This is a genomic window from Aeromonas rivipollensis (assembly GCF_037811135.1).
GTDB lineage: Bacteria > Pseudomonadota > Gammaproteobacteria > Enterobacterales > Aeromonadaceae > Aeromonas > Aeromonas rivipollensis.
Genome location: NZ_CP149130.1, coordinates 592,515 through 617,162, shown reverse-complemented (window position 1 = coordinate 617,162; position 24,648 = coordinate 592,515). Strand labels below are relative to the sequence as shown.

Annotated in this window: 24 protein-coding genes; 10 read left to right on the top strand and 14 right to left on the bottom strand. The window is 63.3% G+C overall.

From position 1 onward, the window contains the following. The first annotated feature begins 48 nt into the window (after positions 1-48). Positions 49-930 carry a LuxR C-terminal-related transcriptional regulator gene (locus WIR04_RS02945; RefSeq protein ID WP_338890339.1) on the top strand — a complete coding sequence of 294 codons (882 nt, stop codon included), beginning with the start codon at positions 49-51 and terminating at the stop codon, positions 928-930. Positions 931-978: 48 nt separating this feature from the next. Here WIR04_RS02945 and exeN read toward each other — a convergent pair whose 3' ends face one another. The 12 genes from exeN to exeC form a co-directional block, all read right to left on the bottom strand. Continuing rightward, a complete protein-coding gene (gene exeN, locus WIR04_RS02940; protein ID WP_111910528.1) occupies positions 979-1,737 on the bottom strand; it encodes a GspN family type II secretion system protein ExeN in 759 nt (252 codons plus the stop codon). A gap of 97 nt (positions 1,738-1,834) precedes the next feature. Further along, complete coding sequence (gene exeM, locus WIR04_RS02935) at positions 1,835-2,326, bottom strand: GspM family type II secretion system protein ExeM (RefSeq protein ID WP_307766233.1); 492 nt, start codon at positions 2,324-2,326, stop codon at positions 1,835-1,837. Then, positions 2,323-3,507 carry a GspL family type II secretion system protein ExeL gene (gene exeL / locus WIR04_RS02930; protein ID WP_338890334.1) on the bottom strand — a complete coding sequence of 395 codons (1,185 nt, stop codon included), beginning with the start codon at positions 3,505-3,507 and terminating at the stop codon, positions 2,323-2,325. Before exeL ends, exeM begins: the two co-directional genes overlap by 4 nt. A gap of 116 nt (positions 3,508-3,623) precedes the next feature. Then, entirely contained in the window at positions 3,624-4,634 is a 1,011-nt protein-coding gene (gene exeK, locus WIR04_RS02925) for a GspK family T2SS minor pseudopilin variant ExeK (protein ID WP_338890332.1), read from the bottom strand. Positions 4,635-4,723: 89 nt separating this feature from the next. Further along, a complete protein-coding gene (gene exeJ, locus WIR04_RS02915; protein ID WP_338892436.1) occupies positions 4,724-5,368 on the bottom strand; it encodes a GspJ family T2SS minor pseudopilin variant ExeJ in 645 nt (214 codons plus the stop codon). A 71-nt stretch (positions 5,369-5,439) separates the two neighbouring features. Further along, on the bottom strand, positions 5,440-5,784 hold the full coding sequence (gene exeI / locus WIR04_RS02910; protein WP_025328340.1) for a GspI family T2SS minor pseudopilin variant ExeI: 345 nt from the start codon (positions 5,782-5,784) through the stop codon (positions 5,440-5,442). 71 nt (positions 5,785-5,855) lie between these two features. After that, positions 5,856-6,407 (bottom strand): GspH family T2SS minor pseudopilin variant ExeH, encoded by a 552-nt coding sequence (gene exeH / locus WIR04_RS02905; RefSeq protein ID WP_025328341.1) that lies wholly within the window; start codon positions 6,405-6,407, stop codon positions 5,856-5,858. A 35-nt stretch (positions 6,408-6,442) separates the two neighbouring features. Next, entirely contained in the window at positions 6,443-6,874 is a 432-nt protein-coding gene (exeG, locus tag WIR04_RS02900) for a GspG family T2SS major pseudopilin variant ExeG (protein WP_025328342.1), read from the bottom strand. Positions 6,875-7,007: 133 nt separating this feature from the next. Then, complete coding sequence (gene exeF, locus WIR04_RS02895; protein WP_025328343.1) at positions 7,008-8,228, bottom strand: GspF family T2SS innner membrane protein variant ExeF; 1,221 nt, start codon at positions 8,226-8,228, stop codon at positions 7,008-7,010. Between the two features lies 1 nt (position 8,229). Further along, positions 8,230-9,735 (bottom strand): GspE family T2SS ATPase variant ExeE, encoded by a 1,506-nt coding sequence (gene exeE, locus WIR04_RS02890; protein WP_025328344.1) that lies wholly within the window; start codon positions 9,733-9,735, stop codon positions 8,230-8,232. Next, positions 9,735-11,792 carry a GspD family T2SS secretin variant ExeD gene (gene exeD / locus WIR04_RS02885; protein WP_338890328.1) on the bottom strand — a complete coding sequence of 686 codons (2,058 nt, stop codon included), beginning with the start codon at positions 11,790-11,792 and terminating at the stop codon, positions 9,735-9,737. The genes exeE and exeD overlap by 1 nt, the downstream gene beginning before the upstream one ends. Positions 11,793-11,813: 21 nt before the next feature. Beyond that, complete coding sequence (gene exeC / locus WIR04_RS02880) at positions 11,814-12,665, bottom strand: GspC family type II secretion system variant ExeC (RefSeq protein WP_338890326.1); 852 nt, start codon at positions 12,663-12,665, stop codon at positions 11,814-11,816. A 217-nt stretch (positions 12,666-12,882) separates the two neighbouring features. Here exeC and hslR point away from each other — a divergent pair, with 217 nt between their 5' ends. From hslR to WIR04_RS02845, 7 genes are all read left to right on the top strand, one after another. After that, a complete protein-coding gene (hslR, locus tag WIR04_RS02875) occupies positions 12,883-13,281 on the top strand; it encodes a ribosome-associated heat shock protein Hsp15 (RefSeq protein ID WP_025328347.1) in 399 nt (132 codons plus the stop codon). A gap of 105 nt (positions 13,282-13,386) precedes the next feature. Further along, on the top strand, positions 13,387-14,271 hold the full coding sequence (gene hslO, locus WIR04_RS02870) for an Hsp33 family molecular chaperone HslO (RefSeq protein WP_025328348.1): 885 nt from the start codon (positions 13,387-13,389) through the stop codon (positions 14,269-14,271). Between the two features lie 149 nt (positions 14,272-14,420). Then, on the top strand, positions 14,421-16,046 hold the full coding sequence (gene pckA / locus WIR04_RS02865) for a phosphoenolpyruvate carboxykinase (ATP) (RefSeq protein ID WP_338890322.1): 1,626 nt from the start codon (positions 14,421-14,423) through the stop codon (positions 16,044-16,046). Positions 16,047-16,219: 173 nt separating this feature from the next. Further along, on the top strand, positions 16,220-16,885 hold the full coding sequence (locus tag WIR04_RS02860) for a GntR family transcriptional regulator (protein ID WP_338890320.1): 666 nt from the start codon (positions 16,220-16,222) through the stop codon (positions 16,883-16,885). 33 nt (positions 16,886-16,918) lie between these two features. Continuing rightward, the gene (locus WIR04_RS02855; RefSeq protein ID WP_338890318.1) at positions 16,919-18,721 is read left to right on the top strand and encodes an aminopeptidase P family protein; all 1,803 of its coding nucleotides are present in this window, start codon (positions 16,919-16,921) and stop codon (positions 18,719-18,721) included. Positions 18,722-18,928: 207 nt separating this feature from the next. Beyond that, entirely contained in the window at positions 18,929-19,381 is a 453-nt protein-coding gene (locus tag WIR04_RS02850; protein ID WP_338890316.1) for an N-acetyltransferase, read from the top strand. A 131-nt stretch (positions 19,382-19,512) separates the two neighbouring features. Next, positions 19,513-19,983 (top strand): glycine zipper 2TM domain-containing protein, encoded by a 471-nt coding sequence (locus tag WIR04_RS02845; RefSeq protein ID WP_025328353.1) that lies wholly within the window; start codon positions 19,513-19,515, stop codon positions 19,981-19,983. A gap of 79 nt (positions 19,984-20,062) precedes the next feature. Here WIR04_RS02845 and WIR04_RS02840 read toward each other — a convergent pair whose 3' ends face one another. Beyond that, complete coding sequence (locus tag WIR04_RS02840) at positions 20,063-21,007, bottom strand: CYTH domain-containing protein (protein ID WP_338890312.1); 945 nt, start codon at positions 21,005-21,007, stop codon at positions 20,063-20,065. Positions 21,008-21,176: 169 nt separating this feature from the next. On the opposite strand from WIR04_RS02840, the gene WIR04_RS02835 reads away from it, so the two are divergent. Together WIR04_RS02835 and WIR04_RS02830 are read left to right on the top strand one after the other, a co-directional pair. Then, a complete protein-coding gene (locus WIR04_RS02835; RefSeq protein WP_025328355.1) occupies positions 21,177-21,857 on the top strand; it encodes a TIGR00153 family protein in 681 nt (226 codons plus the stop codon). A 25-nt stretch (positions 21,858-21,882) separates the two neighbouring features. Then, on the top strand, positions 21,883-23,148 hold the full coding sequence (locus WIR04_RS02830; RefSeq protein WP_025328356.1) for an inorganic phosphate transporter: 1,266 nt from the start codon (positions 21,883-21,885) through the stop codon (positions 23,146-23,148). Between the two features lie 105 nt (positions 23,149-23,253). On the opposite strand, the gene WIR04_RS02825 is transcribed toward WIR04_RS02830, so the two are convergent. Continuing rightward, entirely contained in the window at positions 23,254-24,492 is a 1,239-nt protein-coding gene (locus WIR04_RS02825; protein ID WP_234676769.1) for a multifunctional CCA addition/repair protein, read from the bottom strand. Positions 24,493-24,648: the final 156 nt, after the last annotated feature.

Genomic DNA, 24,648 nt, shown 5'->3' with positions numbered 1-24,648 from the left:
TCCCGTCCATATCGGGGAGCCTCTCCCTGCCACCCGGAGCCCGTCGCCATGAGCCAGTCCCTCGCCACAGACTCGCTGACCCAGAGCCTGACCACCGCCGTCGATGCCCTGCACAGCCCGGCCTTTGCGGCGGCCCTGGTGCGCCTCATCCAGCAGCAGGTGGCGTTCGACTGCGCCCTGTTGCTCGGGGTGGGGCCGCGCCCCCTCTATCTCTACGACAACCTGAGCCACCAGCGGGCCCTGCTGTTCGATCGCTACCTCACCAGCCACTTCAGTCAGGATCCCTTTATGCAGGCGCTGGAACAGGGTCTGGAGGCCGGGGTCTGGACCCTGGCGCAGGTGTCGAAGGGGCGACTCGACCCCGAATACCGCCACCACTTCTATCAGGCCACCGGCTGGCAGGAGGAGGTGGGGCTGATCCTGCCGGTGCGCGACGGTTTCACCCTGATGCTGTTTCTGGGACGCCTAGACAAGCGCCAGAGCCTTCGCCCAAAGGAGCGCGCCAGGCTGGAAGCCTTGTTCCCTCTGGTGCATTCCCTGTGCCGCCAGCAGTGGCGCCAGAGCCAGCCGCTGCTGGCCCAGAGCGCGGCGACGAGAACCACTGATGGTGCTGCGAAGAGTGCGATGCCCGGCGCACCGGCAAGCCTGGACGGCGCCAGCCTCAAGACCGCGGTGGAGCAGGCGATGACCAGCGTGGGCGGAGACAGGCTCACCCGCCGGGAGCGGCAGGTGGCGAGCCTGCTGCTGCAGGGGCTGGATACCGAAGCCATCGCCGCCGAACTCGGCATCGGCGGCGGCACAGTGAAGAATCACCGCAAGCACCTCTACGGCAAGCTGCGCCTCGGCTCCCGGGCCGAGCTGTTCAGCCTCTTTCTGAACCACCTCATCACCAGGCCACTGAGCGGCGTACCAGAGACGCCCGCCCCATAACGACCACACCCCGCCGAAGCGGGGTGTGGTCTGCCAAGAACAGCGCCCTCAGATCCTGCCCTGATAGCGCAGCGGGAAGCGGCCCTGACCGTCGGGTTGACCGAGGAAGGGCAGCCCCTGCTTCATCTGATCCGGCAGTGCCGGGCCTGGCTTGAGGGTGCCCTGGAACAGATACTGGCGATTGGCCTGCAACTCCAGCTTGCCCTGCACCTGCACCGCCTCGGAGCCCTGCTTGAGCTCAGCCACCAGACGGGAATCGAGACAGGTCAGCTTGAGCTCGGGATCCCCCAGCAGCAGCTTGCCCGCCGGGGTATCGGCCTGGGCGTCATACCAGTTGAGGTTGCCATAGAGCTCCTCACACCAGGGCTTGCCCTGGGCGAACTGATCGACCTTGAGTTGCAGCTGACCCGCCGCCGTCAGGGGGAAGGGCAGGCGTGTGGGCACCCGCGCCAGCAGCCAGGGAGCGGGGGCGTTCAGGGTGATGTCACGACCGAAGGCGGCGCCATTCCAGCCGATCACCCCCTGACCGTTGAGGCCGGCGCGGTCGCCGAAACGCACCGACACCTCGGGAGCCAGACGCAGCAGCGACCAGCCGTCGAGCTCCCAGCGCAGTTGGGTCAGGGACTCGCTGGCATATTGCAGCCGGGCAATCTGGCCACTCCAGAGGGTACCGCTCACCCCCTCCAGCTGCACCAGGTTGGGGGGCAGTGGCAGATGGCGAACCACCAGGGTGGCGGGCAACGTCACCAGCAGGAAACCGAGATAGGCCACCAGAAACAGGGCGGCGATCAGGACTTTTTGTTTCATAGAACAGGACTCGACTGCAAGGATCCGGCCCGGGCCAAGCCAGGAGCCAACACTGAGCGCCATGCCAAAAACCGGACGGCACTCGGTACTTTTGGTGTCATTGGGGACGGCTCAACTGCAAACGCCTGACCTTGACCAGGCCGGGCGCCAGCCCCTCCCGGGCCACCTCAATGATCTGCACCTGGACTCCGTACTGATCGGAGAGGGTCGCGAGCCAGAGCAGCAGATCCTCGAACGGGACTGTGTCTATCCACACCTGCAGCTCCTGCCCCTGGGGTTGCAGCCGGGCTATCTTGATCTTCTGGTTGAAGGCGGTGCGGTTCACCACCCCGTCCAGGGTACCGCTGGTGTCGATCTGGCGGCCTTGCCCCCCCTGCATCGCCAGCACCTCCTGCCCCTTCTCTTTCAACCAGGCGAGCGTCTGCTGCTGGTTGACCACCTGCCGCTGCCGCTCGTCGATGCGATTGGCGACGGGTTGCCAGATGACCCAGTAGCAGAGCCCGATCAGCAAGGCACAACCCCCTACCGCCACCAGCCGCTGCTCGCGGGGACTGATGCCACGCCACCAGCCTTGCAGTTTGTCCATCATGATGATTTCCCCTTCAGCACCAGCGCCCCTTCCACCTTGCCCTCTGTGCTTCGCACCTCACCCTGTTGCACCTCGAAGCGCTTGCCCGCCAGCTCGCGAAAACGCTCGATCTCGGTGAAACCGGGGGCCGTGACCTGCAACCTGAGCTCGCCCCTGGCCGCGTCGAAGCGCAGCACTTCAGGCTTGAGACCGGGCACCTCGGCAAACACCGGCGCCAGCTCGGTCAGCAGCAGCAGAACCCCACCCTGCGGGGCCTGCCCCAGGGACTTGAGGTGCTGGCTCATCTGGCTGCGGACGTTGACGATGCGGGTCTCCCCCGGGAAGATCCGGGTATAGACCTGCCGGATCTCGGCCTTGAGGGCCTTGTCCTGCTCAGCTAGTTGATAGAGCTGCACCCCGCGCTGGGCCAGGGCGACCAGCAGCAGTATCCCCGCCAGCACCGCCACCTTGCGCCACTGCAGCCAGTAACGGCCGTATTCGGTCTGGGGTCGATAGGGCCCCTGCAACAGGTTCGCCTGGCAGGTCAGCGCTCCCTTCGCCAGCAGCAGCATGGGCAACTCGGGATCCGCCGCCTGCCAGTTGGCGGCCGCGATGGCGGGAGCCGGGGTATGGCTATGGATGGTGACGGGTTCGGGCTGGGCCGCCAGCAGCATGGCCAGCAGCGGCTCGTCGGCGACGATCCCCTGGACGGGGTCCTGGCGGATCAGCCACTCGGCGCCGAGTTGCAATGCAGACCACCCCTCGGCGGCGGGCGGCAGGGCCAGCACGTCCGGCAGCAGTTGCAGGGTCTTGAGCCCCGCCTGCTGCAGCCACGCCAGCCACTCCTGCATCTTCGCCTTGTCCACCGCCATCAGATCCACATCCTGTCCCTGATGACCCAGCACCACCAGATGCAGCTCGTCCACGTCGGAGGCGATCTGCTCCTCGAGCAGATAGGGCAACGCCGCCGCGGCCTGACGGCTGTACTTGCCCGGCAGGCTGACCCGCCGGAAGATGAGATCGCTGCCGGGCACTAGGGTCACCACGGGGCGGCCACCGGCACGCTCCTGCAGCTCACCCAGGGCATGGGCCGAGGCCAGGGTGCCGGAGGCGATGATCTCCTGCTCCTGCGTCGACCACACCAGCCATTGCACCGGCTGCTGCGCATTGGTCCCCAGACGGATGACCAGACTCTCGCTCACAAATAATTCTCCTGCCATGCCCGCCAGCATCCTCGTCGATGGGCGGGGCCGCAGCCGTCGGCTGCAGTCCAGATAAGGGGCGGGACAGAGGGGGCCAGAGGCCTGCCATCTCCCTGTTATTCGGCACCGTCGTTCAGACGGCGCAGCATCACCAGCTTGTTGTCCTTGCCGCGCTGGAAGACGGTCTCCAGCCGGGCCCGCACATCACCCACCTCGGCCAGCAGACGGGCCTCGAAGAAGCTGCTCTTGATGTCCAGCGCGCCGTCCAGCCCCGTGATGCTGCCGGGTTGTACCGACAGCTCATCCGTCATCTCCTTCTTCTCCTTCCACCCCTTCTTGGGGCGGTTGGTCAGTACCCGCTTGGCGTCGTCCAGCCCTATCTTGCCCTGATAGAGCCCCACCAGCAGGGCCGCCTGCTCCGGCTTGATGGTGTTGATGTTCACCACCAGCTTGTCGCTTGGCAGGGTGCACACATAGGGGGCGAGCCGGGCGTAGAGCTCGCTGCTCACACCGCGCAGGGCCCGCAATTCGTCCGTGCCCAGCAACCACTGGTTCGCCACCAGATAGGGGGGATTGAGCCCCTCGTAATAGGCATCCTCGGCCCCGTTGCTCGAGACCAGCTGGGTATTCTTGTCGGTCCAGTCGCGGATGGCGTCGGTGAGCTGCACAGCCTCGTACTCATCCACCTCCAGCGCCTCGAGCAGTGCCCGGAACGCCTTGAACTGATAGGGCTGCGCATCGAGATCATCGCCGCTCTCACCCTCTTTCAGGGCCAGGCTCAGGCTGTTGAGGTTGAAGCAGGATTGCAGATCCCGCACCCGCCCGGACAGGGTGCCGTCGTCCACCGGGAAGACGGCATCCTGCCGTGCCCAGTTCTGGCCCAGGCTGACCACATCGGGGTCATCCTTGAAGTCCTGGTTGAGCACCTTGATCACCAGTGCCTCCGCCGACATGGCATACCACCAGGCCTGCTTGCCCATGGTGAGGTTGCTGGTCCGGCGCAGCTCCAGCTGCAACCGGCCGCTCATGTTGCTGGCGATGATCACCATCACCGACAGAATGAGCAGCACCACCAGCAGGGCCATGCCCCCTTGCCGGCCGGGGCTAGTGCGGCGATCAGCTGCCATTCTCTGCCCTCTGGCCGCCGGCCCCGATCAGGAACTGGCGACGACGAAGGGTACCGTTATCTTCCATGTCGAGCAGGGAGATACGACGATCAATTACCATTTTCAGCCCTCTGGCCACCGGCCCCGATCAGGAACTGGCGACGAATGGTGCCGTAATCCGCCAGATCCAGCTCCACCGCCAGCCCATAGGGCAGCAGGTCGCGCTGGGTCCACTCCTCCTTCCACATGCCCTTGTCGTAGAAATAGAGCCGCAGGGCCGTCACCCCGGTCAGCACCGGCTGAATACGCGGCTCTGTGCCGATCGCGGGATCCGGATAGAGGTAGCTCAGCCGCTCCAGGGTCTGATCCTTGAGTCGCCAGCCCACCCGCTGCAAGCCGGATCGCGGCAGCATGCCGTCCGGATTGAGCCAGCCGCCACGGATGAAGGCCATGCCCCAGTCATCGCTCTGCTGGCCGAAGCGGGAGGCCGCCAGCAGCACCTTGTTGTTCTCGCCGTCGATGCGGCCGCTGCGCGGCACCATCTGGGTGATGTCCCGCTCCAGCAGGTTGAAGGCGATCTGCAGCTCGGAGAGGCGAACCTCCTTGCGCTTGGCCACCTCGTCGCTGGTGAGCACCCCCTGCAGCACCTGATAGGCCCCCATGCTGAGGCTGGCGAAGATGGCGATGGCCACCAGCATCTCAAGCAGGGTAAAGCCGGCCTGGCGGACAGAGCGTCGGCCTGAGGTCACCGACATGGGCGATGGCCGCAGCAACATCTCAAGCAGGGTAAAGCCACTGTGGCGGGAAAGACGGCTGTTGCTCGGGATCATCGGCTGATATAGGTCCGCATCATGGCCACCGGGCTCTCTGCCTTGGGTGCGGTGCGCACCTCCACATCCAGGGCCTTGAAGTTGCTGTCGCTGGTGGCGACGCCACGATAGCGCCAGTACCAGGTCTGCCCGGCCATCTCCTCGTCCCCTTCCACCCAGCTGTCTCCCGGCCACTTGCCCTCGAGCTTCTGCTGCACCAGCTGGTTTTCCACCACCCAGGTCGCCAGGGTCTTCTGCTCCAGGTAGTTGAGGCCGGAGAGGTGCTCGCTGGCGGTTTTCATCACGGCAAGGCCGGCGATGGCAAATACCGCCAGCGCCACCATGACCTCCAGCAGCGTCATGCCGCGCGCCCTGGCGGGCCCGCCCGCCGGGGTGACGCTACGAACTCCCTCGCCGCCTGCGCTGGTGCCCGTCACTCTTCTTCCTCTTCGTCTTCTTGCAGGGAGAGGCGACCGAACTCGTCCCCCTTGAGGGTACGCAGGTAGCTCAGATCCTCGTCCTGCTGGCTCAGGGTCAGCACGAAGGGGGTGAGTTCTCCCCCCGGAAAGATGAAGATCTGGGGCGTGCGCTCCTTCTCGTCGCGGCCCTGCTCGCTCTTTTCGTCCGACTCGGTGCGCCAGCTGAACCCCTCCAGCTCGACGGCCAGGGTGATCCCCTCCGGCAGTTGCACAGGCCCCAGCAGCTTGTCGCCGGTCAGTGCCTGCCATTTTCGATCCTTGGCCGCTCGGGACATGAACTGCCAGCCGTTCTCCTCGATGCGCAGGCCCAGCAGCCGGCCATCCATCACCGAATACTCCTGCGCCTGTTGCAGGGTCGCCATGAGACGACGCGCCTGCTTGTCGAGCTCCCTGTCCCCCCGGGCCCCCCCCATGCTGAGGACGACGGCGGTGGCCACCAGTCCCATCAACATGGCGACCAGCAACACCTCCAGCAGGGTGAAACCCGCCTGACGATGGCGTCTCATGGGCACAGGATCCGGTTCAGCGGGCGCTCAGACACTTATTGGAAGTCCTTCAGGTTCCAGTTGCCGATGTCGTCATCCGTCCCGGCTTCGCCGTCCAGCCCCATGCTGAAGATGTCGATCTTGCCGAACTGGCCCGGGCTCAACAGCTGGTACTGGTTGCCCCAGGGATCCTGCGGCAGGCGCTTGATGTAGCCCCCTTCCCGGTAGCTGCGTGGCTCGGGCGACGCTGTCGGCTTGTTGACCAGGGCATCCAGCCCCTGCTCGGTGGTCGGGTAGCGGTTGTTGTCCAGCTTGTACATGTCGAGGGCGTTTTCCAGCGCCACTATGTCGGAGACCGCTTTCTGTTGATCCGCCTTCTCCTTGTTGCCCATCAGATTGGGCACCACCAGGCTGGCCAGGATCCCCAGGATCACGATGACCACCATGACTTCCAGCAGGGTGAAACCGGATTGACGACGCTTTTGCATGACTGACTCCCTAACGAAATGAGATGGCATGAACCACCAACGATTGATTGTTAAACCGCGATCGTTCGATTACGCCTGCCGGCTAATCAAACCTACGGGTTCGAATAACGAAGCCTATCCAGAGACCCGAACCTTATAAATTCACCATGTTGTTGAGCTCCAGGATCGGCTGCAGGATCGACATCACGATAAAGAGCACCACCCCGGCCATGGAGACCACCAGCATGGGCTCGAACACCCCGAGGGCGATGTTCACCTGGGTTTCGAACTCCCTGTCCTGGTTGTCCGCCGCCCGCTCCAGCATGCTGTCGAGCTCGCCGCTCTGCTCACCGGAGGCGATCATGTGCAGCATCATGGGCGGAAAAATCTTGGTTTCATCCAGTGCCTTGCGCAGGCTGGTCCCCTCCCGCACCCGCTCGGTCGCCTCGCCGATGCGGTGACGGGCAAAGTCGTTGGAGAGCACCTCCCCCGAGATCTTCATCCCCTCCAGCAGCGGCACCGCGCTGGCGTTGAGGATGCTCAGGGTGCGGGCGAAACGGGCGGTGTTGAGGCCGCGGCTGACCCGGCCGATGACCGGCAGGCGCAGCACCACCTGATGCCAGTGGCGGCGCCGTCCGGCATCCGTGAGCCACCAGCGCCAGACAAAACCGCCCACCAGCAGCAGCAACAGGAACCAGAGGCCGTAGTGCTGCATCAACTCGCTGGTACCGATGAGGAAGCGGGTGGTGGCGGGCAGTTGCTGGCCCATGTGTTCGAACTGGGCCACCACCTTGGGCACCACTGCGGTGAGCAGTATGGAGATGACGCCCACGGCCACCAGGGTGAGGACTATGGGGTAGATCATCGCCTGCAGCAGCTTGGTGCGCATGTGCTGGCGCTGCTCGGTGTAGTCGGCGAGGCGGTTGAGCACCTTCTCCAGGTGACCGGACTTCTCGCCGGCCGCCACCATGGAGCGAAACAGCTGATCGAACACATGGGGGAAGGCGCCCAGCGAATCGGCCAGCGAGTAACCTTCTACCACCTTGCTGCGCACCGTGGCCACCAGGCTACGCAGGTGAGCCTTCTCGCACTGCTCGGCCACCGCCTTGAGGGCCTCTTCGATGGTCAGCCCGGCGCCCACCAGGGTCGCCAGCTGGCGGGTGATGAGGGCCAGCTCGGAGGTGGAGGCGCCACGGCGAAACAGCACGAAGCGATTGGCCTCCCGCTTCGCCTTCTCGGTGGTCTCGTTCACCTCGAGGGGAGTCAGCCCCTGCTCGCGCAGCAGCTGGCGCACCTGACGGGCGGAGTCCCCCTCCATCACCCCGGACTTCTGTCTGCCTCTGGGGTCGAGGGCCTTGTATTCGAACGCAGCCATCTTAGTCTTCCCGGGTCACGCGCAGCACCTCTTCGAGGCTGGTCTGCCCCTGGAGCACCTTGTCGATGCCGTCGCGGCGTATGCTGGGGGTATGGCCCCGGATCAGGCGCTCGATGGCCAGCTCGCCGCTGGCACTGTGAATCGCCTCGCGCACCGCCTCGTCGATCACCACCAGCTCGTGGATGCCGGTCCGGCCGCGATAGCCGGTGTGGTTGCACTGCTCGCAGCCCACCGGGCGCCACATCTGTTGATCCGGCGCCAGCTCTATACCCATGGCGATCCGCTCCTGCTCCGAGATGGGATGCGGGGCACGGCAATCCGGGCAGAGGGTGCGCACCAGCCGCTGGGCCAGCACCGCCAGCAAGGATGAGGAGAGCAGGAAGGGCTCTATCCCCATGTCCCGCATCCGGGTGATGGCGCCGATGGCGGTGTTGGTGTGCAGGGTCGACATCACCAGGTGACCGGTGAGCGATGCCTGCACCGCGATCTGGGCGGTTTCGAGGTCACGGATTTCCCCCACCATCACCACGTCCGGATCCTGACGCAGTATGGCGCGCAGGCCCCTGGCGAAGGTCATGTCCACCTTGGTGTTGACCTGGGTCTGGCCAACCCCTTCCAGGTCATATTCGATGGGGTCTTCCACCGTGAGAATGTTGCGATCCCGGGAGTTGATCTCGGAGAGCGCCGCATAGAGGGTGGTGGACTTGCCCGAACCGGTCGGGCCCGTCACCAGTATGATGCCGTGGGGCTTGCGGATGAGCTCGCTGATGATGTTGCGATTGGCCAGCGTCATGCCGAGCTGCTTGAGCTCGAGGCGCACGTTGTTCTTGTCGAGCAGACGCAGTACCACCCGCTCGCCGTAGCTGGACGGCATGGTGGAGACCCGCACGTCGACGGCGCGGCCGCCGATGCGCAATGAGATGCGGCCATCCTGGGGCACCCGCTTCTCGGCGATGTCCATGCGGGACATGACCTTGATGCGCGACACCAGCAAAGAGGCGAGCTTGCGATGGGGGCGCAGTATTTCCCGCAGCACACCATCGATACGGAAGCGAATGACCAGGGCCCGTTCGAAGGTCTCGATGTGGATGTCGGAGGCCTCTTCCTTGATCGCCTCGCTCAGCATGGCGTTGATGAGGCGGATGATGGGGGCGTCGTCGTCGGCGTCCAGCAGATCCTCGCTCTGGGGCAGCTCTTCGGCCAGGGCGAAGAAGTCCATCTCGTTGCCGAGATCCTCCATCAGCTGGCGCGCCTCGGAGGAGTCGCGCTGATAGTGGGCCATCAGCAGCGTCTCAAACTCGTCATGACCCAGCTGCTCAACCGCGAAGGCGCACCCCGCCACCCGGCGCACCTCCAGCAAGGTCTGCGGTGTCACCCCCTGGCGGCAGAGCAGCACGGGGGCGCCCTGGCGTTCGGTCAGGATCACCCCGAAGTTGCGGGCGAAGGCAAACGGCAGCTCGGGCAGTGCCGCCGGTTGCGCGACCCCGTCCAGTGAGTAGCTCGCCATCAGGGTTGACCCTGCACGAAGGGTTGCCCCTGCACCTGGGTTCTGGCCCCGGTGGCGGTGGACTGCTGCTGGGCCCTCATCAGTTCAATCTGCTTTTGCACCTCGGGGGAGAGCATCACGTCCTGACCATAGGCCGGCAGCACCTGACGGGGGGGCGAGGTGGCATAGCCCTCCTCGGCGGCCCGATCCAGCTGCTCGGCACGGAACAGGGTGTACTTGTTGCTGGAGACCCCGGAGTAGACGTTGGCATCGCGCAAGATGGTCGGCCGGATAAAGACCATCAGGTTGCGCTTGGCCGTGGTGTTGGAGGTGGAGCGGAACAGGTAGCCCAGTACCGGGATGTCGCCGAGCAGCGGCACCTTGGAGACCTTCTCCTTGGTCTGCTCATCCATCAGACCGCCCAGCACCACTGTCTCGCCGCTCTTGACCAGGACGGCGTTCTTGACGGTACGGGTGTCGAAGGTGGGCCCCAGGTTGGCGGTACCGGCCGCCTGGGTCTGGGCCACGCTGGAGACCTCCTGCTCGATGTTGAGCAGTACCGAATCCCCTTCGTTGATCTGGGGCGTTACCACCAGCTTGGTGCCTACCGTCTTGCGCTCTATGGTGTTGAACACCTGATCGCTGGTGGTGGAGCTCTGGGAGCCACTCTGCACCGGCACTTCCTGGCCGACGTTGAAGGAGGCTTCCTTATTGTCCATGGTGACTATGCTCGGGGTCGAGAGGATGTCGTTCTTGGTGTTGGTGGAGAGCGCCGTCACCAGCATGGCCCAGTCCCCCTTGTAGAAACCGGCCGCCATGCCGCTGAAGCTGCCCAGCAGGTTCTCGAGCCCCTCGGTGTTGCCGTTGTCCTTGTAATCCTTGCCCGCGATGATGGCCGGCCCGATCGGCAGACCGGTATCGGTAAACTGGGTGCCGCCGCCATTGGCATTGCCCCACTGCACCCCGAGGTTGAGGCCGTCGCCATCCTGGATCTCGACGATGATCGCCTCCACCAGCACCTGGGCGCGGCGGATGTCGAGCTTGGCGATGACCTGCTCCAGCTCGGCCATGACGTCAGGCTGGGCGGTGATCACCAGGGCATTGGTGGTCTCGTCGGCGGAGATGGCGAGCTGGCCACCCCCTATGCTGGCACCACCACCGGTATTGGTTGGCGCACCGCCGCCCTTCTTGTCGGCGGCGATGCTGGTGCTGACGCCCTTGAGCACGTCCACCAGATCCTTGGCCTTGCCATATTTGAGGTAGAAGACCCGGGTGTTGCCCTGGCTCTGCAGATCACGGTCGAGCTGGCGCACCATCTGGATGATGCGGGCACGAGCCTGGGGTTCACCGCTGATCACCACGGAGTTGGTACGTTCGTCGGCCACCACCTTGGGAGAGAGCAGCAGGGAGGCGTTGGCCCCCTGATTGCTGCCATCCTTGTTGAGGTTGGTCACCAGTCGCACCATCTCGCCGGCGGAGGCGAATTTCAGCTTGATGACGTCCATATCCTGATCACCCGCCTTGTCGACTCGGCGCACCACCTCGACCAGACGATTCACCACGGCGGCGCGGCCAGTGATGAGCAGCACGTTGGAGGGCTCGTAATGGACCACGTTGCCGCCACCGGCGTTGTCGTTGAGCTGGCGCAGCAAGGGGGCGAGTTCCCGCACCGAGACGTTGCGCACCGGCACCACCCGGGTCACCATCTCGTCACCCACGCCGGGGTTGCTGTCATCCACCACAGGGATGGCCGAGGTCTTGGCATCCTTGGAGCGCACCACCTTGAGCACGCCGTTGTTCATGGGCACCACGGCGAAGCCATAGACGTCGAGCACGCTCAGGAAGAACTGGTAGTACTGGTCTTCGTTGAGCAGATCGTAACTGCGGACGTTGATCTTGCCGCGCACCGAGGGCTCTATGATGATGGTCTTGTTCAGGTTCTTGCCGACCGTGTTGATGAACTCTTCGATGTCGGCATTCTTGAAACTGGCGGAATACTCGGTGGCCCAGGCAGAGCCAGCCATCATCAAGGCTGCCGCCACCGTGGCCAGACGCCAGCCCTTCCCTTTATTTATCATTCTTGGTGCTACTCCGATTCATTATTCTGACAAGCCGACATAGACGTCGTAGAGCTGTCCTTGCCGCTCGACGGTGACGGTCATTTCCGTGGCGCCCGCCACTTGCTGCATCGCCTGCATGGCCTGTGCGTTGTCCCGCAGATCCAGACCATTGATGCTGACCGCCAGATCGTTGGCGACCAGTCCGAGTTGATTGAACACTTCAGGATTGCTGCCCGGGTTGAGGCGATAGCCGACCATGCGACCATCCACCCGGACCGGAGAAATATTGAGATAATCGGTGATCTTGCCAGGATTGCTCATCAACTCGCTGCGAACGGAGGAGAGCTCGGCCCCCTGCCGCGTCACCTTGGGCAGCGGCTTGCCGTACTCTTCCCCATCCAGCATCAGGGTCTCGTCACGGCCGTCCCGGGCGATGATGACCCTGTCGGCAAACACCTGACGGATCCTGGCCTGGGTGCCGTCGATGTAATCCCCTATGCCATAGGAGTTCTGCAGGCCGTTGTGGGCGATGATGGCGATGGACTTGCTTGGTTCTGTGCTGGCCAGCACCCCGTTGAGCTGGGCATTGAGCTGGGTCTTGGGAGCATCGGCTGCGACGGCATCTGCCACCTTGTCGCCCTTGGGCTGCTGCGCCTTGCCAAACAGCGAGAGGCGGCTGAGATTGGCGATGTCCAGGCGATTGCCACCACTGCCCTGGGCCGAGGTGACCGATGGCTGCCAGGGGACGCTGCGGGATGGCTGGGCCAGCTCGAACAGACGCCAGGTGAGCACGGCGCACTGCTGGGCCAGCAACAGCAGCAGCAGCCAGAACAGAGGCTGGTTGAAACGGGAGAGTGGCACTGACTTGCAACGAGCCAGAAGGGAGCTCAACAAGTCATCCCTGAACGGTAGCGTCATCTTTATCAAAATATTCTGGCATCCAAATCGGTTGGCTATTGTGTACGGCAATGGACCCAGAGACAACCGACCGGATGGGATGAAGCTGTGAAAATTCAGATTCCGTCACACCCCGCTTCCCCCTGTTTCTATCCCGGGCCCTGCCTCTGGTATAATCAGGCTCCCTTTTCAGCCATCCCGGAGCCGATCCATGTCGAATCCAGCACAAAACAGCACTCAGGTCCGCCTCGACAAGTGGCTGTGGGCGGCACGCTTCTACAAGACCCGCAGCCTGGCGCGGGATCAGATCGACGGCGGCAAGGTGCACTACAACGGCCAGCGCAGCAAACCGGGCAAGGCCGTCGAGGTCGGCGCCCTCGTCCGCTTCTGGCAGGGCCAGGACGAACGGGAGGTGCGGGTGCTCGAGGTCAGCGAGCAGCGCAAGGCCGCCCCCCTGGCTCAACTGCTCTATGAAGAGACCGAAGAGAGTCTGAAGAAACGGGCCCAGAACAGCGAGGCGAGACGCTTCAACAGCCAGTTCGCCCCAAGCCCGGAGCGCCGCCCCGACAAGCAGGAGCGGCGCCAGCTGATCAAGGTCAAGCAATACTGACTCGCCCTTGTGGCCCCTTTATGACGGCAGGAGCGGGAATTAGTTCCTAACCACCTGTTTAACAATGTATTTATATTTTCCCCCAGAAAACCCTAGGAAAGCATGATGAGTAACCAAGATCTCCTGTATCGCTATCTGTTCGAAGAGTACGAAGTCCGGGGGGAGCTGGTCCAGCTGGATAGTACCTATCGTCACATCGTCGATGCCCAGAACTACCCGGTACAGGTACAGAAACTGCTGGGCGAACTGCTGGTTGCCACCAGCCTGCTGACCGCCACCCTCAAGTTCGAAGGCTCCATCACTGTGCAGCTGCAAGGGGACGGCCCGGTGCGTCTGGCGGTAATCAACGGCGATCACAACCAGCAACTGCGCGGTGTAGCCCGCTATGAAGGCGAGCTGCCGACCGACGACAAGCTGCAGAGCCTGATCGGCAACGGCCAGCTGGTGATCACCATCACCCCTGAAGAGGGCGAGCGCTATCAGGGCATCATAGCCCTCGAGGCCGACACCCTGGCGGCCTGCCTCGAGCAGTACTTCGCCCAGTCCGAGCAACTCGCCACCAAACTCTGGATCCGCACCGGCCACCACCAGGGGCAGCCCCGCGCCGCCGGCATACTGCTGCAGGAGCTGCCGGCCCAGAGCGAGGATCACGGCGCCGACTTCGACCACCTGATCCAGCTCACCAGCACCATCAAGGATGAAGAGCTGTTCGGTCTGGAGGCCGAAGAGATCCTCTACCGTCTCTACCATCAGGACAAGGTACGGGTGTTCGATCCCCAGGCGATCGAGTTCCGCTGCACCTGTTCCCGCGCTCGCTGCGAAGGGGCTCTGCTGCAGATAGAGAAGGAGGAAGCGGTGGCCATGGTGCAGGAGCTCGGCAAGATCGACATGCACTGCGATTACTGCGGCGCTCACTACCAATTTGATGGAATAGACATCGAAACCCTGTTCAGCGGGGCTCCCGGTAATGATGCAAACAAGTTACACTAAATAAAGGCGGGCAAAACCCGCCTTTAACTTAAATAACAAAAAAATACCCTATTTTATAAAGTTTGATGGCGATCGCTAAAAACTACCACCTAGGTGGTAGCATGAACGTCAGATAGAACCCTACACACCTCTGAACCCAGGAGAACATAATGACTATCGTGGTAGAACCCACCCTGGCCCAACAACTGAAGCTGGACCAATACGGTATCAAAAACAGCCAGGAAATCGTTCGCAACCCCTCCTATGAGCAGCTTTTCGCAGAAGAGACCCGCCCAGACCTGGAAGGATTCGAACGTGGCGTCGTCACCGAACTCGGTGCCGTCAATGTCAACACCGGCATCTTCACCGGCCGTTCCCCAAAAGATAAATATATCGTCAAGGACGGCACCACCCAGGATACTGTGTGGTGGTCTGACCAGGGCAAGAACGATAACAAGGCAATCACCCCGGAAGTCTGGTCACATCTGAAATCCCTGGTGACCAAACAGCTCTCCGGCAAGCGCCTGTTCGTGGTGGATGGCTACTGCGGCGCCAACCCGGACACCCGCCTGGCGGTGCGTATCATCACAGAGGTGGCCTGGCAGGCGCACTTCGTGAAGAACATGTTCATCCGCCCGAGCGAGGAAGAGCTCAAGACCTTCAAGCCGGACTTCGTGGTGATGAACGGTGCCAAGTGCACCAACCCGAACTGGAAGGAGCAGGGTCTCAACTCCGAGAACTTCGTCGCCTTCAACATGACAGAGAAGATGCAGCTCATCGGTGGCACCTGGTACGGTGGCGAGATGAAGAAGGGCATGTTCTCCATGATGAACTACTTCCTGCCCCTGCGCGGCATCGCCTCCATGCACTGCTCCGCCAACGTGGGCAAGGATGGGGACGTGGCCATCTTCTTCGGCCTCTCCGGTACCGGCAAGACCACCCTCTCCACCGATCCCAAGCGTCAGCTTATCGGTGACGACGAGCACGGCTGGGACGACCACGGCGTGTTCAACTTCGAGGGGGGCTGCTACGCCAAGACCATCAAGCTCTCCAAGGAAGCCGAGCCGGACATCTACAACGCCATCCGTCGCGACGCCCTGCTGGAGAACGTGACGGTCGCAGCCGACGGCACCATCGACTTCGACGATGGCTCCAAGACCGAGAACACCCGGGTCTCCTACCCCATCTATCACATCGAGAACATCGTCAAGCCGGTCTCCAAGGCGGGTCACGCCAACAAGGTTATCTTCCTGACAGCCGACGCCTTCGGGGTACTGCCTCCGGTCGCCAAGCTGACCAAGGAGCAGACCAAGTACCACTTCCTGTCGGGCTTCACCGCCAAGCTGGCCGGTACCGAGCGCGGCATCACAGAGCCGACGCCGACCTTCTCCTCCTGTTTTGGCGCCGCCTTCCTCAGCCTGCACCCGACCAAGTACGGTCAGGAGCTGGTGAAGCGGATGGAAGCCTCGGGGGCCGAAGCCTACCTGGTGAATACCGGCTGGAACGGCACCGGCAAGCGCATCTCCATCAAGGACACCCGCGCCATCATAGATGCCATCCTGGATGGTTCCATCGAGCAGGCGCCGACCAAGGTACTGCCTATCTTCAACCTGGAAGTGCCGACCGCGCTGCCGGGCGTGAACCCGGCCATCCTCGACCCGCGCGACACTTATGCCGACCAGGCCGAGTGGGACGCCAAGGCGGTTGACCTGGCAGGGCGCTTCATCAAGAACTTCGAGCGCTTCACCGACAACGACGAAGGCAAACGCCTGGTTGCTGCGGGTCCGCAGCTGTAAGCTGCGCCCCGTCCAGATGACAACCCCATACCGGTCAGCCCAGCTGGCCGGTATTTTTTTGGCCGATACGCGGCATATGGATCCCGCCAAACCTTGCCTTGCAGGCGGTTGCGCGTTAGATTCAGCCAAACTTTATACAATATACAATTTTGCAACCTGCCCGTGACTCAAGCATGACCCTACCCTACAAGACCCGAACCCAGATGGTGATGGAGAACCTCCGCGGCCGGATATTGCGTGGGGAGTTTCCCGCTGGCGCCCCCTTGCGCCAGGACGCCATCGCCAAGGAGCTGGCGGTGAGCCGCATTCCGGTGCGGGAGGCGCTGATGCAGCTGGAGGCCCAGGGGCTGGTGAAGTTCGAGGCCCATCGCGGCGCCGTGGTCACCATGCTGGACGCCTCGGCCATCGAGGAGCTCTTTTATTTGCGGGCGCTGCTGGAAGCCGATACCCTGTTCCACGCCGTCGACTTGATGACGGAGGAGACCTTCGCCAAGGCGCAAGCCATCCTGGCCCAGTTTGATCTGGCGCTGGAGTCCGGCACCCAGATCGAGCACTGGGCCGAGTTGAACCACCGTTTTCACGCCACCCTCTATCAGGCCGCCAATCGTCCCCAGGCGCTGGATCTCATCGCCCAGATCAATCTGAGCTGCGATCGCTACGTGCGCTTCGAACTGCTGTTCGCCCAGGGTGGCGTGGACAAGGCCGAGCGCGAACACGCCCACCTGCTGGAGCTGTGCCGCGCCCGCCGCAAGCACGAGGCCGTGGTCCTGCTCAAGCAACATATCGAGGCGGCAGGCCAGTCGATCCGACAGATCCTGGCAAGCGGCCACCATCAGTGAACACTCACATCATCACAATCTGGCAATAACGACATGAATCATTTCGAGATTATTGAAACCCGCGTCGCCCAGGTCAGGGCCACTCTGGCCACGTTGGAACTGGACGCCTTCATCGTTCCCCACGACGACGAGCACCTGGGGGAGTACATTCCCGCCTATGCCGAACGTCTGGACTGGATCACGGGTTTCAACGGCTCCGCCGGCCTCGCCATCATACTGGCGCAGCGGGCGGCCCTGTTCGTCGACGGTCGTTATACGGTGCAGGCCCGCATGCAGGCACCGGCCGGGCTGTTTGAGTTTCTTCACCTGAACGAAGATCCCCACGTCCAGTGGCTGGCAGATCAACTGCCGTCCGGCGCCCGGGTCGGCTTCGATCCCCGCCTGCACAGCCTCGCCTGGTACCTGAGCGCCAAGCCGATCCTGGCCGAGCGCGGCATAACGCTGGTACGGGTCGAAGAGAACCCCATCGATCTGCACTGGAGCGATCGCCCCACTCCGACCAAGACTCCTGTCATCCTCTACAGCGAGGAGCTGGCGGGCCAGTCCAGCCAGGCCAAGCGCGAGCTGCTGGCGGCGGACCTGCGCAAGCGCGGGCTGGATGCGGTACTGCTGACCCAGGCCGAGCCCATCAACTGGCTGCTCAACCTGCGTGGCCGCGACGTGGAGCGGCTGCCGGTGGTGCTGGGCTTTGCGGTGCTCTACGCCAACACCAGCATGGATTTCTTCGTCGACACCGACAAGATCGACTGCATCGCCTTCACCCGCCACGTGGGGCAGGATGTCTCCGTCTACCCCATCGACAAGCTGGGTGACGTGCTGCAACGCATCGGCGAGGATCAGCAGAAGGTGCTGGCCGACCCCAACACCGCCAACGCCTGGACCCAGCTCACCATGGAAGAGGCTGGCGCCATCCTGGTGGCAGGGCAGGATCCGACCATGCTGCCCAAGGCGTGCAAAAACGCCGTGGAGCTGGCCGGCATGCAGCGTGCCCATCTGCGCGACGGCGTCGCCGTTACCCGCTTCCTCGCCTGGCTGGATCGGCTGATCGCCTCCGGTGACTATCAGGAGATGGATGAGGGCACCCTGGCCGATCGCCTGGAAGCCTTCCGCCGCGAGCAGGATCACTACGTCGAGCCGAGCTTTGACACCATATCGGCACTGGGCCCCAACGCCGCCATGTGCCACTACCGTCACACCAACGGCACCCCGCGCCCCTTCGGTCAGGACAGCATCTACCTGGTGGATTCCGGCGCCCAGTATCTGGACGGCACCACCGACATCACCCGCACCGTCAAGGTCGGCGAAGTCACCGACGAGCACAAGGCCATGTTCACCCGGGTGCTGCAGGGCCATATCGCCCTGGATCAGGCCCGCTTCCCCCGCGGCACCGCCGGCATCCAGCTCGACGTGCTGGCCCGCATGCCCCTGTGGCAGGCCGGTTACAACTACGACCATGGCACAGGCCACGGGGTCGGCCACTTCCTGAGCGTGCATGAAGGCCCGCAGCGCATCGCCCCCAAGGGCAGCCTGGTGGCCCTGCAGCCGGGCATGGTGCTATCCAACGAACCTGGTTACTACCGGGAAAACGGCTTCGGCATCCGCTGCGAGAACCTGGTGGTGGTGACCGAGCTGGAGCAGGTGGGCGAGCTGGCGATGCTGGGCTTCGAACGGCTGACCTATGTGCCGTTCGATACCCGCCTCATCGATCGCAGCCTGCTGAGTCAGGCCGAGTTCCGCTGGATCAACGACTACCATGCCGAGGTCTACCGCCGCCTGAGCCCGCTGCTGGAGGGCGAGGATCTCGCCTGGCTGGAGCAGGCGACCCGCCTCATCTGATTGCAGACCATCGAGGTTGTCGGTGAAACAGGGCCTGCGGGCCCTGTTTTTTTGCCCCCAGAGCGGCATGTCTCCCTGCCGGGCGCCGCGATCTGTTCATCTCCCCTGCCTGCCCTCCGAACCAGACCCGCTTGCATCAGCCTGACGGGCCCACTACCCTGTGCCCTCTTTTGACTGCCCCCGGCAGCCGCTACCACAGGAGCCCAGATGCAGCCGTCCCCCGTTTTGCGCATTGCCACCCACGCCGACATGCACGCCATCTGGCAGATCGACGCCGACGTCTTCGGGGAGGATGTCTACCCCGCCTTCTTCTTCCGTCAGGCCATGGATCTCTGGCCCGCCTTGCTGATCGTGGCGGAGCTGGAGGGCAGGCTGCTGGGTTATGCCCTGGGGGGCCTGGGTCAGGATCGGTCTCAGGGCTGGCTGCTCTCTCTGGCGGTGCGGCCCGAGGCCCGCGGCTTTGGCCTGGCCGAGCGCATGATGCTGCGGGTGGAGCAGGCACTGGCAGAGCTGCAGGTGGCACGAGTCAGGCTGACCGTGGATCCGGCCAATCCGGCCCAGCGCCTCTACTTGCGCCTCGGCTACGCCCTGCTGGCCGAGGAGCCCGGCTATTTCGGCCCCGGGGAGGATCGCCTGCTGCTGGAAAAGGCCCTGACCTGACCCGTGTCGAGGGCTGACCATCGTTCAGGTCATATAATTGGTTACACTTTGCGGGTTTAATGCACAATCCGGTTGGCGTAGAGTGGAATGCATCAAACCGATTAACCCGATGCCCGCCCAGGAGGCCCATCATGTTGAAACGTATCGCTCTCGTCACCCTGCTGGCCGCCACCACCGCCATCACCGGCTGTGCCAACAGCGACGTCTACTCCGGCGATGTCTACACCAAGGATCGCGCCAAGCAGGTCCAGACCGTCAGCTACGGCACCATAGTCTCCACCCGTCCGGTGAAGATCCAGGCCGATGAGAACTCCCTGATCGGCACCATAGGCGGCGCCGTGGTCGGTGGCCTGCTGGGTAGCACCATCGGCGGCGGCACAGGCCAGGACATCGCCACGGCCGGGGGGGCCATAGCGGGTGCCGCCGCCGGCAAGGCCGCCGGTGACAAGCTCAACCAGGTGGATGGCGTCGAGCTCGAGATCAAGAAAGAGAATGGCGAATCCATCGTCGTGGTGCAAAAGGCCAGCCCCACCTTCGTGCCCGGCGCCCGGGTCCGCATGACCCAGGGCAATGGCAGCATCAACGTGGCCGTGGTGAACTGAGCCTGACGGGCACTTTCCATCAGCAAACAAAAAGGTGAGCCTGGGCTCACCTTTTTTCATTCAGTGCAAACCTGAACTCTCAAGAATCCAGGTGCAACCAGGCCGCTATGGCCAGTTGCAGGCCCACGAGATCGGCGCCGTGCAGCAGTGCTCCGAGCCGCGCCTCCTCCGCCTCAGCCAGCAAGCGCTGCTGCACCCGAAGAGCGGGCAACCAGGCTGGCACCCGTGCCAGGGTGTCGGCAGCCTCGGCCACCAGGGCACAGCCCTGCAGCATCCCTTGCAGTGCCAGCGGCCGCTCCTCACCCCCACACTCCAGCCAGAGCTGCTCGTGATGCTGCCAGAGCTGCAGGCCGAGCGTGATGCAGGCCTTGCCATCTAGCCCGCCGACATCCGGCAAGGGTTGCGCTGTCAGGGGCTTGCCGAGCCCCGCCAGCCGATAGCCCCGCTGCGCCTTGGATTGGGCCCCCAACCGGACGCCCCCCAGCTCCGCCAGCCGCGCGGCCAGCCCGAACAGGGCCCTCGCCTCGCCGGACTTGAGCTCCAGCTCCAGCTCGTCGATCTCGGTGCGCCCCAGGGCACCGACAATCTCCCCCCGATCCCAGGCCAGTTCAATCTGTGCCCCCTCGAAGGCGATGAGCCAGTGACGGCGCAGGAAATCGGTGCTGAATTGGGCCACCAGACTGGACTGGATCTCGTCGCGCACGGCCAGACTCGGCCAGATGGCATCAGGGAAGGCGGACAGGGTAGGCAGATCCCCGCTCACCGGGGCATTGTATTCGGGTCTGGCGTGCAGCCCGCCGACCACCTGGCCCCGACATTTAATCGTCTGCTCGGAAAAATGGTCGCTGCGGCGGATCCGCAATCCCATGTCGAGCCGACGCAGATCCAGAGCGGGCGTATCGAAATAGACATTGCCGAGCCTGGCTTGCTCAGAGGAGATAATTTCAAGTGAATTCAGAAAGTTGGAGAGAGATTCTTGAATATTGCTGGTGACGAAAAACTTTATCTCGATCTCAGTTTGCATAGTCATTCCGGGCAGGCAGGCAACTTTGGGGGGCATGATCCGGGTCGCGAGGATATAATGCCAGCGATAGATAAGGATTAATTCACGGTTTTATTGATGGCACAGTTCGGTTATCCTGCGCCCCTCATAAAATCGTATCGAGTGTTTTTTCACCGACACAGGTTTGGCCATGCCAGTAAATACTATTTTGGGTCTTTTTGCCAAGTCCCCCATCAAGCCGCTGCAGAAGCATATCGTCAAGGTTCACCAGTGCTCCCAGCAGTTGGTTCCCTTCTTTGATGCCGTTGCCGAAGACCGTTGGGAAGATGCCGAGAAAATCCGGCAACAGATAGCCCAGCTGGAAAAAGAAGCGGACATTCTCAAACGCGAAATTCGCCTCAAACTGCCTCGCGGTCTGTTTCTGCCGGTCGCCCGTACCGATCTGCTGGAACTGCTGACACAACAGGACAAGATTGCCAACCGTGCCAAGGATATTTCCGGCCGCATGCTTGGCCGCAAAATGGAATTCCCCACCGAGATGCGTGCCGATTTCATGGCCTATCTCAAACGCTGTATCGATGCGACCGCCCAAGCCGAAAAAGCCATCGGAGAACTCGATGAGCTGCTCGAAACCGGCTTTAAAGGACGTGAAGTTGAAATGGTTGCCGAGATGATCCACCAGCTGGATCTCATCGAGGACGATACTGACACCATGCAGATCGGGCTGCGCCAACAGCTGCAAGCCGTTGAGCACAAGTACAATCCGATCGACGTTATGTTCCTCTACAAGATCCTCGAATGGGTAGGTGACCTGGCTGATCAGGCCGAGCGCGTTGGCGCCCGTCTGGAACTGATGCTGGCTCGTTCGTAATCGACTGACTGGGTAAACACTACTAATGGACATTATCGCAAATTACGGCACCACCCTGGTGCTCGTGGCGGCCTTGTTCGGCTTTTTGATGGCCTGGGGCATAGGGGCGAACGACGTCGCCAACGCCATGGGCACATCGGTCGGCACCAAATCCCTGACCATACGTCAGGCGATCATCATCGCCATGATCTTCGAGTTCGCCGGTGCCTATCTGGCCGGTGGCGAGGTCACGGCGACCATCCGCAACGGCATCATAGATACCAATGCCTTTGCCAATACCCCGGACGTGCTGGTGCTCGGCATGATCGCCTCCCTGCTGGCGGCCGGCCTCTGGCTGATCCTGGCCTCCTACTTCGGCTGGCCCGTCTCCACCACCCACTCCATCATAGGAGCCATCGTCGGCTTCGCCGTGGTGAGTGTCGGCCCGGAAGCGGTGCAGTGGAGCAAGTTTGGCGGCATAGTCGGCTCCTGGGTAGTCACACCGGCCATCTCGGGCATCATCGCCTACTTCATGTTCATCAGCGTGCAGAAGCTCATCTTCAACACCGACAACCCGCTGGCCAACGCCAAGCGCTATGTCCCCTTCTACATGTTCCTGACCGCGCTGGTCATCTGTCTGGTGACCATCAAGAAGGGGCTGACCCACGTCGGTCTGCACCTGAGCGACGGCGAGGGCATACTGCTCTCCATCGCCATCTCGGTGACCCTCTCCATCGGCGGCTGGTTCTACATTCGCGGTCAGCAGTACAACCCGCAGGATGACAACAAGATGCACTTCGCCAACGTGGAGAAGGTGTTCGGCATCCTGATGGTGATCACCGCCTGTGCCATGGCCTTCGCCCACGGCTCCAACGACGTGGCCAACGCCATAGGCCCGCTCTCCGCCGTGGTATCCACAGTCGAGAGTGCCGGCCAGATCACCGGCAATTCCCACATCGCCTGGTGGATCCTTCCCCTTGGCGGCATAGGTATCGTCATCGGTCTGGCCACCATGGGTGAGAAGGTGATGGCCACCGTCGGCACCGGCATCACCCACCTGACTCCGAGCCGTGGCTTCGCCGCCCAGCTGGCCACCGCCGCCACAGTGGTGATCGCCTCGGGTACAGGTCTGCCCATCTCCACCACTCAGACCCTGGTGGGTGCAGTGATGGGGGTGGGTCTGGCCCGTGGCATTGCCGCCCTGAACCTGGGCGTGCTGCGCAACATAGTGGTCTCCTGGGTCATCACCCTGCCCGCCGGCGCCATCCTGGCCATAGCCATCTTCTACGTGCTGCAGGCCTGCTTCTCTTAAGCAACCTCACAGCAAAAAGCCCGGGTCACTGACCCGGGCTTTTTTATGCCTCTGCGTTGCCTCAAACGGTCGCCGACGCTTAGCTCATCGACCCTGCAGAGGCGCTTATTCCTCGATAAAGGTCCACTCGTCGCGCACCCGGCTGATGGCATCGAGCCGGCGCTTGGCGAGTTGCTCGCGAATCCCCTCCCCCTTGAAGCCCGCCGCCACTATCTCCTTGACCGGTACCGCCTGGGCCGCCGCCAGGGCCTGGGCCACATAGTCCGGCTGGCTGTAGACCTTCTCTTCGAAACCGGTACGACCGTGGAAGTCGGCGCGGCAGGCGTCCAGCAGTTGGGCGAAGCGCTCCGGCCTGCGCCAGGCATCCGCCTTGTCGAACACCTTCAGCAGGGTCGGCGGCTTGAGATCGAAGGCGATGTGGATGTGGGTGTGCAGATCGCTCACCAACAGGGCCAGGTCGCGGCAGTCGTTCGGCACCCTGAACCGCTCGCAGAAATCCCGGATGAGCGGCAACCCTTTCTGGCCATGACCGTGGTGGCTTGGCCAGAACGCGGGCGGGGTCAGGCCCTTGCCAAAGTCGTGGCAGAGGGCGGCGAAGCGGACCGGCAGATCCGGGGAGCGCTGGCAGGCCTGATCCAGCACCATCAGGGTGTGGATGCCGGTGTCTATCTCAGGGTGCCACTTGGCGGGGGCCGGCACCCCGAACAGGGCGTCCAGCTCGGGGAACAGCGCCTTGAGGGCGCCGCAGTCGCGCAATACCTCGAAGAAGACCCTGGGGGTCTGCCCCAGCAGCACCTTCTCCAGCTCCTTCCAGACCCGCTCCGGGGTCAGGTGGGCGAGCTCGCCGGCGTCGGTCATCTCCCGCATCAGGGCCAGGGTCTCGGGGGCCACCACGAAACCCTGCTCATGGAAACGGGCGGCGAAGCGCGCCACCCTCAGGATGCGCAGGGGATCCTCGGCGAAGGCCGGGGAGACGTGGCGCAGCAGCCGCGCCTCCAGATCCCGGAGCCCGCCATAGGGATCGTGCAGTTGCCCGCTCTCATCTTCGGCGATGGCGTTGATGGTGAGATCCCGGCGCAGCAGATCTTGTTCGAGCGTCACCTCGGGGGCGGCGTGGCAGACGAAGCCGGTATAGCCCTGCCCCTGCTTGCGCTCGGTGCGCGCCAGGGCGTACTCCTGCTGGGTGCTGGGGTGGAGAAACACCGGAAAGTCGCGGCCGACCTGGGTGAACCCCAGGTTCAGCATCTGTTCCACAGTGGCACCGACCACCAGATGGTCCCTGTCCCCCTGGGGCAAGCCCAACAGGCGGTCACGGACCGCCCCCCCAACCAGATAAATCTGCACGCGCACTCTCCCTCGATAAACCTGCCTCGATGATACCGCTTTTGGCCGTCATAGACGATGCGCCCGCAAGAGGCCCGCCCGCCACCCCGGGAGAAAGCACCGGAAGATGGCCGCTTATTGCCATAATCCGGGCGCGATCACCACCGGCATTTGAGG